We start from the raw sequence: 14607 nt of genomic DNA on the forward strand, positions 1-14607 counted from the left end.
TCTGCGGCCTCGTGACACCATGCATGGTGTGGTCTCTCAGACCTCTTCATCAAGAGGTGTGTTGGGGGCATCAGGCATCGGCCAGCGCCCCGAACAGGATCAGCCCGGCCTTATCCCCGGTTTCGCCCGACAGAAGGTCGGCCAGACTTGCGACGGTATGGCGCGCGAGTGACTGGTCCGGTCGGCTGACAGATTCGGCCAGAATTGCGGGCGTGTCCGCCGGCAGGCCGTGCTCCATCAGTCTCTGCGCAAGCTTGGGAAAGGTGCGCTTGCCCATGAAGATTGCGGTCGCGGCGGTGGGATCGGCCAGCGCCGTCAGATTCACGTCCTCGGGCAGTGCGCCGGTGACATCGTGCCCAGTCGCGAATTGTACGCGCCGCGCGGCCAGCCGGCGCGTCAGCGGGATCCCGGCCGCTGCTGCTGCCGCACAGGCCGAGGGCACACCGGGAATGATCTCGTAACCAATGCCCGCCGCTTTAAGCGCGGTGATCTCTTCCTCAAGCCGCCCAAACAGACCGCTATCGCCGGATTTCAGCCGCACGACCCGTTGGTCCAGCCGCGCGTAGTCCACCAGTAGATGGCTTACGTGGTCCTGCCGAGGGGAGGCGCGCCCGGCCCGCTTGCCGACGCTGACAAGATCCGCGCCGGGCCGTGCGTACTCAAGGATCGGACCCGAAGACAGGTCGTCATAAAGCACCGCATCGGCGCGTTTCAGGCGATCAACCGCCTTGAGCGTCAACAGTTCGGGATCGCCCGGACCGGAACTGACAAAGCTGACGAAACTGCTCATGCGGGGTCCTCCTCAGAGATGAAATGAAAGAAGGTGCCGCTCACCTTGCCGCGCCGCGACCCGGTTTCAGGGACCGGATTGCCATCGGCATCCGCCACCGCGGCGAGCGGCGCGTCGGGTTGTTCCAGAATGCTGGAATAGTGGAACTCATGCCCGCGCAGGGCGCTGCCGCTCTCGTGCCCCGGCATTGGCGCTTTCAGCACCGCGCGGCGATAGCCAAGGTGGAACTTGCGCTTTTCATAGCTGGTGACAAGGCCCAGCAGCCCCGCCATCCGGTGGCGGATGCCCTCCTTGTCGATCAGCGCTTCGCCGAGGGCCATATAGCCGCCGCATTCGCCGTGGACCGGCTTTGCCTTGGCGTGCTGGCGCAGGCCGGTGCGAAAGGTCTCAGCCGCCGCCAACACTCCGGCGTGAAGCTCGGGATAGCCGCCGGGCAGCCAGACAAGGTCGGCGGTGGGGTCTGGCGCCTGATCGGCCAAAGGAGAAAACGGCAGGATCTCGGCACCCGCCGCCCGCCAGCCCTCCAACAGGTGCGGATAGGTAAAGGAAAATGCCGCATCCCGCGCGAGGGCGATCCGGTGCGCCGGGGGTTTTGGCAGCGCGGGGGGACGTGAGGGCAGCGCGTTGCCCCGCGCCGCCGCCTTGAGGGCGGACAGATCGACGTTGTCGCGCAGAAAGGTGGCATAGCCCGCAACGGCGGCGTCAAGGTCAGGATGCTCGACCGCCTGGATCAGGCCCAGGTGACGCTCTGGCAGGGCAAGATCTCCGCGCCGGGGCAGCACCCCCAGCACCGGCAGACCGGCACGCTCCATCCCCAGTCGGATCAGCCGTTCATGCCGGGGCGAGGCGACGCGATTCAGGATCACGCCAGCAAAGGGCAGGTCGGGCGTATAGCTGCGAAACCCCAGCGCCGTGGCGGCGGCGGATTGCGCCTGTCCGCCTACGTCCAGCACCAGAACCACCGGCCAGCCCATCGCCTGCGCCGTCTCGGCGCTGCTGCCAAAGCCCTGCTGTCCGCGCGTTGCGACCCCGTCGAACAGACCCATGGAGCCTTCTGCCAGACAGATATCCGCGCCCGCCGCCTTTGCCGCGATGGCTTGCCACAGGCCGCGCCCCATCGCCCACCCATCCAGATTGAAACTGTTGCGCCCGCAGGCGGCCCGGTGAAAGGCCGGGTCAATATAGTCGGGCCCGGATTTGAACGGCTGCACGTTCAACCCGTCCTCGGCCAGCGCCCGCAATAGGCCCAGCATGACTGTGGTCTTGCCGGTCCCCGACGCGGGGGCCGAGATCAGCAACCCGGGCGCTGACGTCATGGCTGAACCTCGCTCTCGGGTGTCCAGTCGGTCCACGGGCTGTCGGCGCTTTGCGGGCGATAGCGGCGGTCGTAATCGACGGAGTACAGACAGCTTTCGTCAAATCCGTCTCCCGCCAGCGCTGGCCCGACAAGGATCAGTGCGGTGCGGGTGATGCCCGCTCCGCCCATGCGGGTTTCGATATCGGCCAGCGTGCCCCGGATGATTTGCTGGTCGGGCCAGCTTGCGCGATAGATCACGGCCACCGGGCAGTTGGCGCCATAGGCGGGGGTCAGGTCGCCCACCACCCCGGCGATGTTCTGGATCGACAGGTGAATCGCCAGCGTTGCCCCCGTGGCGGCGAAATTTGTCAACGTTTCTCCCTCGGGCATGGACGAGGCCCGACCCGGTGTGCGTGTCAGCACCACCGATTGCGCCAATCCGGGCAGCGTCAATTCCGCCCCCAGCGCGGCGGCGGCGGCGGCAAAGGCCGGCACCCCCGGCGTGACAGTGACCGCGATCCCCTCGGATTTGAGGCGGCGCAGCTGTTCGCCCATGGCTGACCAGACCGACAGATCGCCGCTGTGCAGGCGCGCCACGTCATGGCCAGCGGTATCGGCCGCGCGGATCTCATCCATGATCTGTTCGATATGCAGCGGCGCGGTGTTGACAATTTTCGCCCCTTGCGGGCAATGCGCCAGTATCTCCTCGGGGACCAGCGATCCGGCATAAAGGCATACGGGACAGGACGCGATCAGATCGCGGCCCCGCAGGGTCAGCAGGTCGGGCGCGCCGGGACCGGCGCCGATGAAATGAACGGTCATGGGGTGTCTCCTTGGGCAAGCGCGCAGCTTGCCATGCGATCGGTTGAATGAATGCGTCCGCCCAATAGCCGCGCGCCGGGTCCGGCGGCGGCGAGCGCGGCGGCCTCGGCCACGCTGCCGGTGCCGCGCGCGGCAAGCGCGCGTTCAGACCGGGTGAGGGGGGTCTGCGCCCGCAACACTTCGGCAGGGACGGCCCGGATGGGCAGGTCCAACGCCTTTGCAAGGGAGCGAAAGGTGTCGCTCTCGGCCTTGTCCTGCGCCGTGGCCAGCGCACCGAGGCAAGCGTCGGGACGGGCGTTGCCCTGCGCCTGCGCCAAGGCATCGCGCAGGCTGGCAGCGGTTGCCCGCGTGGAAAATCCGAACCCTGCGACGATCATAGTGTGCCGCTCCACTGGGTGATTGGGTAGGCAGACTTCCAGCCGCGCTTTGGCCCGATGGGGGCGACCGAGGCGATCTCGACCCGCATCAGCGCACCGCCCAATCGCGCGTGGGTCTGCACCAGCAGCGCCTCGCTTTCCAACGTGACGGCGTTTGCGACGATCCGCGTTCCGGCAGGCAACCTTGCCGTGAGCCAGTCCAACATCCCGGCTGAAAGACCGCCGCCGATAAAGACGACATCTGGCGGGCTCAGCTCCTCCAACGCGGTTGGGGCCTTACCTTGCACCACCTTGAGTCGGTCCACCCCCAGCCGCGCGGCGTTGGCGGTGATGCGACCGACCCGGTCGGCGCGCGGCTCGATCACGGTGGCGCTCAGGCTTGGGTCTGACAGCAACCACTCGATCCCGATCGAGCCTGACCCGCCGCCGATGTCCCATAGGTGCTCGAACGGTCGCGGCGCCAGTGCCGACAGGGTCAACGCGCGCACGGGCAGCTTGGTGATTTGTCCGTCCGTCTCGAACCAATCGTCGTCCCGACCCGAGGACCGCGTAAGGACCGCGCCATCCCCCGCCACCTCCAACGCCACACAGACAGGATGTGCGAAGACCATGTCGGGAACGGCGTCGGCGCGCATCTTGGTCATCCGTTCACGCGGGCCGGCAAGCGCCTCCAACACCGTCATCACGGAGCGGGCAAAGCCCTGTTCCACCAGATAGCTTGCCAGCTGCGCTACTGCCCCGCCGTCGCGCAGTAACACGATCAGCCGTACCTTTGGTGCAAGCTGCGGGCGTAGCCGCGACAGCGGCGCGGCATGTAGCCCGAAACAGCCGGTGGTCTCCAGCGGCCAGCCCATGCGCGCTGCCGCCAGCGAAAAGGTCGACCGCCCGGGGAAGGCGCGCCACTCTCCCGGTTGCAACGCCCGCGCCAGCAGCGTGCCCGCGCCGAACCAGAACGGATCGCCCGAGGTCAGCACCACCACACGCCGCCCGCGCAGGGTCAGCACTTGTTCGATCCCCTCGGCAAATGGCACCGGCCAGGTGATGCGCTGCGCCGAGTTTGGCGCAATCAACGACAGGTGCCGCGCGGGCCCGATGATGATTTCCGCCGCTTCAAGCGCGGATCGGCTTGCGGCGCACAGCCCTTCAGGGCCATCTTCGCCCAGACCGATGATCGTCAGCCACGGAGCCTCAGACATGACGCCGACCCCCCTGATCCTTGGCGGCACGACCGAGGCCACCGCTTTGGCCCGCTGCATGGCCGAGGCGGGTATAAACGGCACCGTGTCCATGGCGGGGCGCGTCAAGACGCCCGCCGCGCAGGCGCTTCCCCTTCGGGTTGGTGGCTTTGGCGGCGTGGCCGGGCTGGTGGCCTATTTGCGCGACAACGCCGTGAGCCATGTGGTTGACGCGACACATCCCTTTGCCGCCCAGATGAGCACCCATGCCGTTGAAGCCTGTGCCGAGACCGGTGTGTCGCTGTTGGCGTTGACTCGTGCGCCTTGGTTGGCGCAGCCCGGTGACCGCTGGCAGCACGTGCCGGACATCGCCGGTGCGGTGGCGGTGCTGGATCGGCTCGCGACCCGTGTCTTTCTGGCCGTGGGCCGTATGCATCTGGCTGACTTCGCGGTGAACTCGCAGCATTTTTACCTGCTGCGTCTGGTCGATGTGCCCGAGGGGCCGCCCGTCTTTCCGGATCAGCATGTCATCGTGGATCGTGGCCCGTTTACGGTTGCGGGCGATCTGGGCCTTTTGCGCGACCATCGGATCGAACTTGTGGTGTCCAAGAACGCGGGCGGCACCGGCGCGCAGGCCAAGATCGCGGCGGCGCGACAGCTGGGCCTGCCGGTTCTCATGATCGACCGGCCCGTCCTCCCGGCGCGCCGTGAGACCCATTGCGTGCAGGAGGTGATGCGCTGGCTGTCTCATGCGGGGACCGACCTTGGAGTATAGACGATCGGTGTGCCATCTCGGGCGATGATCCGCGTGGTGGAGGATCCGACGATCACCATGGTGCGCATGTCCGCCATCTCGACTGTACAATCGGGCAGGCAAACCACTCGGATTTCTTCCTCCGGCGTGCTGACCGCGCGGGCAAAGATCACCGGGCGGGCATCGGCGCAGATCGTTTTCAGGATCTCCAGCGTCTTGGCAAAGCCTTCGGGCCGCGATTTCGAGCGGGGATTGTAAAAGGCCATGGCAAAGTCGGCCTCGGCGGCGAGACGCAGACGCTTTTCGATCAGGGACCAGGGTTTGAGGTTGTCGCTCAGGTTTATGGCACAGAAATCATGGCCAAGGGGCGCGCCTGCCCGCGCGGCAGCGGCCAGCATCGCGGTGATGCCCGGCAGCACCCGGATATCAAACGCGCGCCAGGTCAGTGGCCCCGCCTCGACCGCCTCGAACACGGCGGAGGCCATGGCAAAGACGCCCGGATCGCCGGACGAGACGACGACGACGCGGCGCCCCTCGGCGGCCATCTCCAGCGCGAGGCGCGAGCGGTCCAACTCGACCCGGTTGTCGGACGGGTGCAGGGTCAGCCCCCGGCGCGGCGCCACCCGTGCAACATAGGGGATATAGCCCACCACGTCGGTCGCCTGCGCCAGCGCCGCCGTCACCTCGGGCGTCACCTGTGTCTCGGAGCCGGGGCCAAGGCCCGCGATGACGATACTGCCGCTCATGGCCGTCTTCCCTGTCCGTGGACGATGATGATCGAGAAATAGGGCGTGGGTTTGCCCTCGATCTCGGACAGTTTTTGCACCGTCTGTCCGGGCATCGAGGCGAATTCCACCAGCCATGCGGCGTCATAGCGCCCGGCGGCGCGCAGGGCGCGCCGCACCTTGTCGATGTTGCGTCCGATCTTCATGACGACCAGCGCATCGGAGCGACGCATATGCTCGCTCAGATCGTCTTCCGGCAGCGTGCCCATCACGGTGGACAACACGTCGTCGCCCCAGGTGATCGGGGTGCCGGTCGCGGTCCAGGCCGCAGCCATGCCGGTGATCGCGGGCACCACCTGTACCGGGCAGACATCCCGCAGCCGGGTATAGAGATGCATAAAGGAGCCATAGAAAAACGGGTCGCCTTCGGAGACGACGACGACTTCTTCGCCCGCATCCGACAGCGCGCGCAGGCGCTTTGTGCTTTGGTCGTAAAAGGCGGACAGGGTCGCATTATAGCGGGGATCACTCAGCGGGATTTCCGTTGTGACGGGGTATTCCAACGGGATCTCCGTGACCTCCGGGTGCAGCATATCGTCGAGGATGCGGCGGGCCTGACCCGGGCGGCCAGCCTTGCGGAAATAGGCCACATGGCGTGCCCCGCGCAGCAGGCGATCGGCCTTCACGGAAAGAAGCTCGGGATCGCCGGGGCCCAGCCCGACGCCCCAGATGGTGCCTTGCGCAGTCATTCTGCGCGGCTCGCGATGGCGTTGATCGCCGCGACCGTGATGGCGCTGCCGCCTAGACGGCCCTCGACGATGCAGCAGGGTACTGGCTGATCGGCCCAGAGCGCGGCCTTTGATTCCATCGCGCCGACAAAACCCACCGGGCAGCCGATGATCGCCGCTGGACGCGGGCAATCGGGATCTTCAAGCATGTTGAGCAGGTGAAACAGTGCCGTGGGCGCATTGCCGATCGCTACCAGAGCCCCCGCTAGCTTTGGTCGCCACAGTTCCAGCGCGGCGGCGGAGCGGGTGGTCTCCATCTTTTTTGCAAGCTCGGGAATGCCGTCGGCCCGCAGGGTGCAGATCACCGGGTTGTCGGCTGGAAGGCGGGCACGGGTCACGCCCTCGGACACCATCCGCGCATCGCAGAAGATTGGTGCGCCAGCCTCCAACGCCGCCCGTGCCGCTTGCGCGAAACCGGGGGAAAAGCGGATATGCTGTTCCAAGCCGACCATCCCGGCGGCGTGGATCATGCGGACGGCGATCTGTTCCTCATCGGGATCAAAGCGGTCCAGCTCTGCCTCGGCGCGGATGGTGGCGAAGCTTTGTCGGTAGATCGCCGTGCCGTCTTTTTCATAGTCGTATGGCATTCAGGTTGTCTCGATGAGGAAAGGGAGGATGTTGTCGGGGTCAAGGCTGCGCTGCGTGGGCGCATCCCAGGGCGCGCCGTTGCGGATCAGATCAAAGCGCCCGGCACGCCCGGTCAGGGTTAACGCTGCCACACGTGGCTGGGCGCAGCCCTTGGCGCAGCCAGAGACATGTAATGGGCCGGGAACCGTTCCCGCCAGCCGCGCCGCCAACGCGCGGGTTTCGACGGTAGCCTGCGGGCAAAAAGGCGCGCCGGGGCAGGCGTGGGTGGTCAGAAGGGCGCTGCCCGGCGCGGTAACAAATCCGGGGGCCGCGCCAGGCGTTGCGCCGCGTAGCCAGAGGTGGCGACCCAGCATCAGGCGGAGGCTTTCGGTGCCGCTGTCGCTTAACAGCGCGGCGAGCGCGGGGGCCGGGATCGCGCCGAAGGGTACGCCCAGAATCATCCCGCCGGGCACCGCGCCGGGCCTGAAAGGCGGGGCTTCGGGGCGTGGAGGGGCGTCCTGCCAGACCGTTGGCAAGCTGACGTGTTTGAGATGGCGTGCCATGCGCCCATGCTCCGGCCCGCCGGTTGCGACAAACCACTGCGCCAGTTCCGCCAGCGCGCTCATTGCCTCGGCTTCGGTAATGTGTCGTCCCATCGCCGCACCGTCGGCGCGCAGGATCAGGTCGCCCTGTTCGCTCAACTCTAAGCGGAAGTCGGCGGACCCGCCCGCAAGGCAGGCGTCGCGCCCGGTATCCAGCGCGAAACCCATTTTTTCGGGCAGAACAGGCAGGGCGGAAAGCTGCTGTAGCAGCGTATCATAGAGCCGCGCGGTCAGCCCGTCGGGTTGCCAGTCGGGTGCCAGCAGGATGTTGCGATGCCCCTCGATGGCGGGGGCCGCGTCGATCAGACCAAGCGCATCCAGTTTTTGCAACAATGCGGGGTGATCGGCTCGGGTGACACCCCGGATCTGAAGATTGGCGCGCGAGGTCAGGTCTAGCGTGCCGTTGCCGTATCGTTGGGTCAACGCGCAGAGGGCCAGTCCCTGCGCCGCCGTCAACTCGGCCCGGAACGGACGCACGCGCACCACCAGCCCGTCGCCCGACATCATCGGGCGATGCGCCCCGGGGCACCAGCCTTGCACGATGGGGTTGGTCATGCCCGCCCCTCCAGTTCGGCAAGCACCGAGTTGCGCCGCGTTTGCCACAGGCCCGCGTCATGTAGAGCGTGAAAGCGGTCCCGCATGGCGGCGTGGGCGGCTGGATTGGCGCGACGCAAAAAGGCGTCGGTGTCGGGATCTTCCAGCGTGGCCGCGTGATAGGCGTCAAACAGATGCGGCCCCACCGCGCGTGCCAGATGCGCGAAGGCCGCCATGTGATCCAGCGTTGCGGCGATTTCGGCTGCCCCGCGAAAGCCATGCGCCCGCATTCCCGCGATCCAGTTGGGATTGGCGGCGCGGGCCTGCACCACGCGGGCAATTTCCTCGGGTAGGGCGCGGGCGCGCGGGTGTTCCGGATCGGTGGTGTCGAGATGATAGAGCGCGGCGCGCCCTCCCGTCACCGCCTGCGCGGCGGCAAAGCCCGCCTCATGCGCGGCATAATCGGCGGCCAGCAGCAGGTCGGTCTCGGGCAGGTCTTGCAGGTGAACGAAACTGTCTGCCTGTGCCACCCGGTCACGGATGCCACTGTCGTCGTGCGTAGCTTGATCGCCGTCCAGCGCCCAGGCCGAGCCCGACAGCCACGCTTCGCCCGCCTGTTGGCGGGTCTCTGGTCCATATTCCTCAAGCGCGGTGCCCATCCCGAGGCCGAAACGGCCCGGTGCCGGGCCATAGACCCGCGCCGTCGCCGCGCGGCCCGCATAGGGGTTCCAGTCCGGCGCCTCGTCGCGTGCCGCCAATGTCCGCACAGCCTGTGAAAACAGAGCCGAGAGCGTTGGGAAGACATCGCGGAACAGGCCGGAGACGCGCAACGTCACGTCAATCCGGGGGCGATCAAGCTCTGCAATCGGCAACACCTCGATGCCGGAGACGCGCTCTGACCCGGTGTCCCAGACGGGTCTCACACCCAGAAGATGCAGCGCCATGGCGAATTCTTCGCCTGCGGTGCGCATGGTGGCCGAGCCCCAGAGATCGACAATCAGCCCGCGCGGCCAGTCGCCTTCGTCCTGAAGATGGCGGCGCACCAATTCTTCGGCCAGTTTCACCCCCTGTGCATAGGCGGTCCGGGTCGGAACGGCGCGCGGATCGGTGGTGAACAGGTTGCGCCCGGTAGGCAAGACGTCCAGCCGCCCACGCCAAGGCGACCCGGAGGGCCCCGCCGCGACCCGCCTCCCATCCAACGCCTCTAGTAGGGATTGACGCTCGGCCGTGGCGCTGGTGATGAAGCGGGTTTGATCCGCCGTTTCGCCATCGGCGCGGCCCCAGATGTGTAGCCCTTCGCCGAACTGGCTTTCCTTGATGTCGCAGACAAAGCGGTCGATCCGTGTGATCGCTTCGGCGGTCGAGCTTGCCCGGTCGAGCCCGAGATCATCTTCGACACCCAATGCCTGCGCTTCGGCTCGGATGTCGGACTGAAGGCGGTCGCGCCGCTTCGGGTCAAGACCGTCGGCGGTGGAAAACTCGTCCAGCAGCGATTCAAGTCGCGCCAGCCGGTCGGGCGTGCTGCTTTGCCGTAGGGGAGGGGGTACATGACCCAGCGTCACCGCGCCGATGCGTCGCTTGGCCTGTGCCGCTTCGCCGGGGTCGTTGACGATAAAGGGATAAAGGATCGGGAGCGCGCCGGTTAGCGCCTCGGGCCAGCAGCCCCCGGACAGGGCAACAGACTTGCCGGGGAGCCATTCCAGCGTGCCGTGGGCACCGACATGAATCAGCGCGTCAGCGCTATGTTGGAGCCAGAGATAGAAGGCCACGTAGCTGTGGCGTGGGGTGCGGGACAGATCGTGGTAGTCGTCGTCGCGCTGTGACGGGGTGCCGCGTTCCGGTTGCAGTGCAACCAGCGCATTGTCCAGTTCGACGACTGCAAAGCGAAAGGCATCATCCTTGACGGCGGCATCCTGGTCCGGGGCCCCCCAAGCTGTGACAAGCTGCGCCTGCAAGCTGTTCGGAAGACAGCGTAGCGCGTCCCGGTATGCGGCTATCGGATAGTGGAAGTCATGCGCCAGAAGCCGGTGTTCCAGATCGGCGCAGGGGGTGGAGACGCGATATCCCGCAGCCGCGAGATCTTGCAGGATGGCGCGGGCCGAGGCCGTGGCGTCAAGTCCGACCGCATGCCCCATGTTCCAGTCTTTACCGGGGTAGGTGGACAGGACCAGGGCCACCCGTCGCGTGCGACAAGGCTTGGTGGCGAGACGCATCCAGCCGGTCACGCGGGCGACAACGGCGCTGATCCGCTCGGGGTCGGGGCGGTGGGCGGTCCGGGCGAATTGCAGATCGGGATCGCGCGTGCCGGCGTCTTTGAACGAAATCACCCCGGCGAACAGGCGTCCGTCCACTTCGGGCAAAACCGCGTGCATGGCGAGATCGGCGGGGGAAAGCCCCCGGTTCGCCTCGGCCCAAGCCTGCCGCGATGAGGTGGCCAGCGCCACCTGAAAGACGGGCACATCGCCCGCGTCGAGCGGTGAGTCCCCTTCGGGGCCTTTGCCGCTGAACGCGGTGGCGTTCACAATCGCATTCGGGGCGAAGGCCCGGATCTGACGCCGTAGCCAAGCCGCCGCTTCAGGGGCTTTCAGCGATGGCACAAACAGCGCGCGGACCTGATAGTTCTGCGCGCGGAAGGCGTCGAACAGCGCCTCGATCGGGGCAAGATCGGCAGCAACAACGTAGGACCGGTAAAACACAATGAGGACACGCGGCACGGTCTCGGGTGTAGTCTCGGATGGGATTTCAACCAGCGGGCAGGCGACACCCTCTGCCGGTGTCCAGGCCCCGACCGTTGGCAGCACCTTTGCCCCCCGCACCGGTGCGGCGTAGAGACCGGCGGCCAATGCCAGTTGCGCGAGCGCCGCCTGTGCCGCAATGGCACCGCCGTTGTCACAGAGGTCGCGCAACCGTCGCAGGGTCGAGGCGGGCAGGGTGGAGATATCGTCAAGGCGCGGGTCGGGGCGGCCATCGCCGGGCACCACAGCAAGCGCGATGCCCTTTGCCTGCGCAAAGCGGCGAAGCTGTGCGAGTCCATAGTCCCAGTAGGGCAGACCGCCGATCAGCCGTACAAGAATGCCTTTGGCCCCCGTGAGCGTGCGCTCGATATAGGTGTCGACCGACAGCGGGTGCTGAAGCTGCGCCAGGTTGGCGAGCCGCAGCGGCGGTAGCCGCCCTTGCCGACCGCCGCCGCGATGCCACGCCGCCGCAAACGCGCCTAGATCGCTGTCTGAGAACGACAGCACGACAAGATCCGCCGGATCCTGACCCAGATCGGTTGGGGTTGCGGTCTCTTCGAGCCCATGGCTTTCGCGGAAGACGACGTGCATCTGCGTCTCTACTCCGCGCTGCCCGGGGCCGGGAAAGTCAACGCTGCGCGGATCTCCTCGGGGCGGATATCGTCATGTTCGGCAATGACCACCAGCCGGCCCATGCGCGGCTCATCAGAGCCCCACAGGCGGTCGAATTGGTGGCGCACCCGCGCGCCGACCGCTTGCACCAACAGGCGCATCGGCTTGCCCGCGACCGAGGCATAGCCTTTGACCCGCAGGATGTTGTGGCTTTGCGCGAGCGCCTCGATGGCGGTGGTGAGCTGCGCCGCATCGGCCAGTTCGGGGATCTCAACGACGATCGATTCGAAATCGTCGTGATCATGCTCGGGCGCACCGTCGTGGTGGCTTGGGCGCGCGGCGAGGTCATCTTCTGCCGCCGCGCCCAGCCCAAGGATTACGCGCGGGTCAATGGCACCTTCGGCCACCTCGATCACCGGCAGGGCGCGTGGCGCCTCGGCGGCGATGAGGGCTCTGGCGAGGGCAACGCCCTTGGCCCCGGCAAGATCGGGCTTGGTCAGAAGGACGATATCGGCACAGGCGATCTGATCCTCGAATACTTCCGACAGCGGGGTGTCGTGATCAATGCTGTCGTCGGCCAGACGCTGCGCGTCGACGGCGGCCACGTCGGGGGCGAAACGGCCCCGCGCCACGGCCTCGGCGTCGGCAAGGGCGATCACCCCGTCCACGGTGATCCGCGAGCGGATGTCCTGCCAGTCGAATGCCTTGAGCAAGGGCTTGGGCAGGGCCAGGCCAGAGGTTTCGATGAGTATATGATCGGGACGCGGGTCAAGCGCCATCAGCGCCTCGATTGTGGGGATGAAATCGTCGGCCACGGTGCAGCAGATGCAGCCATTGGCCAGCTCCACGATGTTTTCGGCGGGGCAGTCGGGAATGGCGCAGCCCTTGAGGATCTCGCCATCGACACCCACGTCGCCGAATTCATTCACCACCACGGCAAGCCGCAGGCCACCGGGGTTCTTCATCAGATGCGAGATCAGGGTCGTCTTGCCCGAGCCAAGGAAGCCGGTAATGACAGTGACGGGAAGTTTCGAGAGGTTGGCCACGTCAGGACTCCTGTAGGTCTTTTGCGGGGGTGATCGGGGGAATGCGCGACACGCAGTTCCGCTTGAAATGCTCCGGGCGCTGCCGCCAGGGGATGAGCCCGTCTGGCGCCGCGTGATACTGCGCCGCCCCGGCAAGGATCATCTCGGGGTGTGCGGCCTCGTCGACATTGGCAAAGACATAGGTCCACTTTGCATCACCGCCGCGCAGGGCAACGGTGCAGCCGTGGTCACAGTTCTGCATGCATTCGGTCGCGGTGATACGCACCCCCTCGGGGCGATCGAGCGCCGAGATCTCATCGAACAGCGCCCTGCCGGGCCGGCGTTCCCCCTCGGGGAGGGTGCCTTTGCGGCGGCATGTGACGCAGATCAAAAGTTCTGTGTCGGCCTGCCGCGCGGTGTCTGCAGTGTCCTTCATTCTCGTCTGCCCCTTTGGCTTTGCGCACAGGGGTATCGGCGGAATGGGGCCCGGAAAAAGGCACACTCCGACACCGGCACACCCCGTCCGGTCTCAATCAGTCGGGCTGGCAGGTCTCCCGGCTTACGGAATTCAGGGCCTCGGCCCTACGGTCGCTCTGCCTTCCCAGCCTGATGGCCAGTGGCATCGAGCGCCCTTTTCCGTTCACGGTCGCGGGGGCGGCTGTACTTGACCGTGAACGTCACGGCTGCACATTCCCTTTTCACCTGCTTACACAGGCACCAGCGTCAGAGGAGATGGCCCGGATATCACTGGGGTGTCAAGACCGGAGAGAGCAAGATGAGTGATCAGACAAATAGCCAGCACGCAGAGAGCCGTCACACGGAGAAGATGAAGAAGATCAAGGCCGCGCGCGACAGGATGATGGCAACGAAGACCGCCGAGAAGGGGTTGATCCTTGTTCATACCGGTGCGGGAAAGGGCAAATCCTCGTCGGGCTTTGGCATGATTATGCGCTGCATCGCGCATGGGATGCCCTGTGCCGTCGTCCAATTCATCAAGGGCAACTGGATCACCGGCGAGGCGCAGATGATCCGCGAGCGTTTTTCCGAGGATTGCCGGTTCTTTGTCTCGGGGGAAGGCTTCACCTGGGAGACGCAGGACCGCGCGCGCGACATTGCGGCGGCCCAACGTGGCTGGGAGATTGCAAAGGAACAAATCCTCGACCCCGAGATCCGCTTTGTGCTGCTCGACGAAATCAACATCGCGCTGCGCTATGGCTATCTCGATATCGATGAAGTGGTCGATTTCCTTCTTGAGCGGAAACCAGAGAGGACGCATGTCTGCCTCACGGGGCGCAATGCAAAGCCGGAGTTGATCGAGGCTGCCGATCTCGTGACCGAGATGAGTTTGGTCAAACATCCGTTCCGCGATGGGATAAAGGCTCAGCCGGGCGTGGAGTACTGAGTAGGGGCCTGCTCTGCTCCCCTCTCGCTCCTCTGGGCGGCCTTTCGCGCGCGGCGTCCCCGCCTGGCGTGACACTCACTCGCGTCTCTCTTTCGCCCGCCGGATTCGGCCAAATCCCTTCGATTCCCGACCTTCCTTGTGGGTAACCCTGTGGATACCACGAGATGTGGTGTTTTGGGTGGAAACGAGTCGGTGGGCGTCTGCGATCTGGAGTGTATTTCCGGGTTGGGTTGCTTGGGGCGCGCCTTGTTACTGCGTTGATATTGGGCGTTTTTCTGTTTGATTGAAGAAAAGATGACGGTTTTGGCAGAAAGGGCTTGCGGGTTTTGGCGGTAAACCTTAGACACCCCTTCACCGGCGGCGCTTGAGGCGCACGGCGGGGCCGGACGGGACGGCGGGGCG

Annotated in this window: 14 protein-coding genes and 1 riboswitch; of the genes, 2 read left to right on the top strand and 12 right to left on the bottom strand. The window is 66.1% G+C overall.

Annotated features, from left to right (window positions below; all coding sequences use genetic code 11):
* Positions 1-70: 70 nt before the first annotated feature.
* From cobA to cbiE, 5 genes are read right to left on the bottom strand one after another with little or no spacing between them, the layout of a single operon-like run.
* Positions 71-790, bottom strand: a complete 720-nt coding sequence (gene cobA, locus E1B25_RS19930) for a uroporphyrinogen-III C-methyltransferase (RefSeq protein ID WP_132831340.1) — start codon at positions 788-790, stop codon at positions 71-73.
* Complete coding sequence (locus tag E1B25_RS19935) at positions 787-2106, bottom strand: cobyrinic acid a,c-diamide synthase CobB (RefSeq protein WP_132831341.1); 1320 nt, start codon at positions 2104-2106, stop codon at positions 787-789. The genes cobA and E1B25_RS19935 overlap by 4 nt, the downstream gene beginning before the upstream one ends.
* Positions 2103-2909, bottom strand: coding sequence for a precorrin-4 C(11)-methyltransferase (cobM, locus tag E1B25_RS19940; protein WP_132831342.1), 807 nt, complete (start codon positions 2907-2909; stop codon positions 2103-2105). Before cobM ends, E1B25_RS19935 begins: the two co-directional genes overlap by 4 nt.
* Entirely contained in the window at positions 2906-3286 is a 381-nt protein-coding gene (locus E1B25_RS19945; RefSeq protein WP_132831343.1) for a cobalamin biosynthesis protein, read from the bottom strand. The genes cobM and E1B25_RS19945 overlap by 4 nt, the downstream gene beginning before the upstream one ends.
* Positions 3283-4482, bottom strand: coding sequence for a precorrin-6y C5,15-methyltransferase (decarboxylating) subunit CbiE (gene cbiE, locus E1B25_RS19950; protein ID WP_132831344.1), 1200 nt, complete (start codon positions 4480-4482; stop codon positions 3283-3285). Before cbiE ends, E1B25_RS19945 begins: the two co-directional genes overlap by 4 nt.
* Here cbiE and E1B25_RS19955 point away from each other — a divergent pair.
* Complete coding sequence (locus tag E1B25_RS19955) at positions 4481-5236, top strand: cobalt-precorrin-6A reductase (protein WP_132831345.1); 756 nt, start codon at positions 4481-4483, stop codon at positions 5234-5236. The two genes, cbiE and E1B25_RS19955, sit on opposite strands and share 2 nt — an antisense overlap.
* On the opposite strand, the gene cobJ is transcribed toward E1B25_RS19955, so the two are convergent.
* From cobJ to E1B25_RS19990, 7 genes are read right to left on the bottom strand one after another with little or no spacing between them, the layout of a single operon-like run.
* Positions 5209-5961 carry a precorrin-3B C(17)-methyltransferase gene (cobJ, locus tag E1B25_RS19960; protein ID WP_132831346.1) on the bottom strand — a complete coding sequence of 251 codons (753 nt, stop codon included), beginning with the start codon at positions 5959-5961 and terminating at the stop codon, positions 5209-5211. The two genes, E1B25_RS19955 and cobJ, sit on opposite strands and share 28 nt — an antisense overlap.
* Positions 5958-6689 carry a precorrin-2 C(20)-methyltransferase gene (locus tag E1B25_RS19965; RefSeq protein ID WP_132831347.1) on the bottom strand — a complete coding sequence of 244 codons (732 nt, stop codon included), beginning with the start codon at positions 6687-6689 and terminating at the stop codon, positions 5958-5960. The genes cobJ and E1B25_RS19965 overlap by 4 nt, the downstream gene beginning before the upstream one ends.
* A complete protein-coding gene (locus tag E1B25_RS19970) occupies positions 6686-7315 on the bottom strand; it encodes a precorrin-8X methylmutase (RefSeq protein ID WP_132831348.1) in 630 nt (209 codons plus the stop codon). Before E1B25_RS19970 ends, E1B25_RS19965 begins: the two co-directional genes overlap by 4 nt.
* Complete coding sequence (locus E1B25_RS19975; RefSeq protein WP_132831349.1) at positions 7316-8452, bottom strand: cobalamin biosynthesis protein CobG; 1137 nt, start codon at positions 8450-8452, stop codon at positions 7316-7318.
* Positions 8449-11757, bottom strand: a complete 3309-nt coding sequence (gene cobN / locus E1B25_RS19980) for a cobaltochelatase subunit CobN (protein ID WP_132831350.1) — start codon at positions 11755-11757, stop codon at positions 8449-8451. Before cobN ends, E1B25_RS19975 begins: the two co-directional genes overlap by 4 nt.
* Before the next feature lie 8 nt (positions 11758-11765).
* A complete protein-coding gene (gene cobW, locus E1B25_RS19985; RefSeq protein WP_132831351.1) occupies positions 11766-12824 on the bottom strand; it encodes a cobalamin biosynthesis protein CobW in 1059 nt (352 codons plus the stop codon).
* Between the two features lies 1 nt (position 12825).
* Entirely contained in the window at positions 12826-13239 is a 414-nt protein-coding gene (locus E1B25_RS19990) for a DUF1636 family protein (RefSeq protein ID WP_132831352.1), read from the bottom strand.
* A gap of 91 nt (positions 13240-13330) precedes the next feature.
* Positions 13331-13540: riboswitch (cobalamin riboswitch) on the bottom strand.
* 38 nt (positions 13541-13578) lie between these two features.
* Here E1B25_RS19990 and cobO point away from each other — a divergent pair.
* Entirely contained in the window at positions 13579-14205 is a 627-nt protein-coding gene (gene cobO / locus E1B25_RS19995; RefSeq protein WP_132831353.1) for a cob(I)yrinic acid a,c-diamide adenosyltransferase, read from the top strand.
* Positions 14206-14607 lie beyond the last annotated feature (402 nt).

This window comes from Antarcticimicrobium sediminis, from assembly GCF_004348975.1.
In the GTDB taxonomy this organism is placed as follows: domain Bacteria; phylum Pseudomonadota; class Alphaproteobacteria; order Rhodobacterales; family Rhodobacteraceae; genus Antarcticimicrobium; species Antarcticimicrobium sediminis.

Bases quoted from the DNA above. Each gene is read 5' to 3' on its own strand.
- cobJ (WP_132831346.1), bottom strand. From the start codon at position 5,961: ATGAGCGGCAGTATCGTCATCGCGGGCCTTGGCCCCGGCTCCGAGACA.
- E1B25_RS19935 (WP_132831341.1), bottom strand. From the start codon at position 2,106: ATGACGTCAGCGCCCGGGTTGCTGATCTCGGCCCCCGCGTCGGGGACC.
- E1B25_RS19955 (WP_132831345.1), top strand. From the start codon at position 4,481: ATGACGCCGACCCCCCTGATCCTTGGCGGCACGACCGAGGCCACCGCT.
- E1B25_RS19990 (WP_132831352.1), bottom strand. From the start codon at position 13,239: ATGAAGGACACTGCAGACACCGCGCGGCAGGCCGACACAGAACTTTTG.
- cobM (WP_132831342.1), bottom strand. From the start codon at position 2,909: ATGACCGTTCATTTCATCGGCGCCGGTCCCGGCGCGCCCGACCTGCTG.
- cobA (WP_132831340.1), bottom strand. From the start codon at position 790: ATGAGCAGTTTCGTCAGCTTTGTCAGTTCCGGTCCGGGCGATCCCGAA.
- E1B25_RS19965 (WP_132831347.1), bottom strand. From the start codon at position 6,689: ATGACTGCGCAAGGCACCATCTGGGGCGTCGGGCTGGGCCCCGGCGAT.
- E1B25_RS19970 (WP_132831348.1), bottom strand. From the start codon at position 7,315: ATGCCATACGACTATGAAAAAGACGGCACGGCGATCTACCGACAAAGC.
- cobO (WP_132831353.1), top strand. From the start codon at position 13,579: ATGAGTGATCAGACAAATAGCCAGCACGCAGAGAGCCGTCACACGGAG.
- E1B25_RS19945 (WP_132831343.1), bottom strand. From the start codon at position 3,286: ATGATCGTCGCAGGGTTCGGATTTTCCACGCGGGCAACCGCTGCCAGC.
- cobN (WP_132831350.1), bottom strand. From the start codon at position 11,757: ATGCACGTCGTCTTCCGCGAAAGCCATGGGCTCGAAGAGACCGCAACC.
- cbiE (WP_132831344.1), bottom strand. From the start codon at position 4,482: ATGTCTGAGGCTCCGTGGCTGACGATCATCGGTCTGGGCGAAGATGGC.
- E1B25_RS19975 (WP_132831349.1), bottom strand. From the start codon at position 8,452: ATGACCAACCCCATCGTGCAAGGCTGGTGCCCCGGGGCGCATCGCCCG.